The organism is Bartonella sp. TS25HLJMH (genome assembly GCF_042193505.1).
In the GTDB taxonomy this organism is placed as follows: domain Bacteria; phylum Pseudomonadota; class Alphaproteobacteria; order Rhizobiales; family Rhizobiaceae; genus Bartonella; species Bartonella grahamii.
In genome coordinates, this window is sequence record NZ_JBHILV010000074.1 from 1 (window position 1) to 1,137 (window position 1,137).

A 1,137-nucleotide genomic window follows, 5' to 3' on the forward strand; every position below is an offset into this window, starting at 1 on the left:
TCCTATACGGATATGAAGTTTGAGACGTTAAATTATGCTATTGAGGATGTTCGCAAGGAAGCAAGACAAGCAGCAGCTGTTGGTTTAGCGGTAGCTGGTTTACGCTATAGTGATATTCCTGGAAAATTAACACTCGCATTTGGTAGTGGTGTATGGCGCAGTCAATCCGCGTTTGCTGTTGGGGCTGGTTATACTTCAGAGAACGGTGATATTGGTTCCAACTTGTCAATTACCACTTCTGGAGGTCACTGGGGTATAAGTGCTGGATTTAGGATAATACTGAATTAACAATAGAAAATTCGAAATAAATTTTCCTTCTCTTATCAAATGCATTACATGTGGCATTTTAAGAGAAGGAAAGTTATTCTCAGCATAAATGAATAGCAATAGAAGATAAGGGCGTATTTCGAGTAAAAATGTATTTTTTATTGTGAAGTTTTATACGAAAAAATCATTTATCATTTCCAAAAGGAATTATTTGAGTAATCGATATTTATTTTTGAGAGAGTTTTTTCCTTATAAGAGAAATATATATTATAATAGTATTATTAATGAATGCGGCATTATTTTTTATGACAAGATAGAGGGGGATGTTATTTTGTACGATTCTACTTCTGATAAGATTATTATTGGATTGCATAATGCCTAAAAGGTGATCAATTACATGACAGTAAGCAGCAGATTAAGACAGTTCAGAAAGAAGCAAGACAGGCGTCCTCTGTTGGTTTAGCGGTATCGAATTTAGGTTATTTTGATATCCTTTGGTCTTTAAGTGTCTCATTTGGTAGTGGTTTATGGCGTAGTCGATCGGCTTTTGCTATTGGAGCTGGTTATATGTCAGAAGATGGAAATATTCGCTCTAATATATCCGCAACGAGTTCTGGCGGAGATTGGGGAAGAGGTGCTGTCTTAAGATTAAAGCTGAATTGATGATAGTAAGGGATTCTTTTAACAATATTCATTCTTATTTTATTGAAATGAGGGTGAATATTTTTTTACAGATGCACAGTATTTACCTAGAGATAAGCATAATATTTGATAACGCTATAAACTTTGAGGCTTTATAGAAGATTTTTCTATATTTTTGTTGAAAAAAGATCACAGTAGAATCCATATTGCTAAAAAGTCATATTTTTA

General features: G+C 33.8%; 1 protein-coding gene and 1 pseudogene. Both read left to right on the plus strand.

The features are described from left to right. Positions 1 to 288, plus strand: a 288-nt coding sequence (locus ACFINF_RS09280; RefSeq protein ID WP_375620599.1) for a YadA-like family protein, incomplete at its 5' end; no start/stop codon positions are given. Positions 289 to 681: 393 nt separating this feature from the next. Next, positions 682 to 930, plus strand: a pseudogene (locus ACFINF_RS09285) (YadA-like family protein); the annotation flags it as partial. Positions 931 to 1,137: the final 207 nt, after the last annotated feature.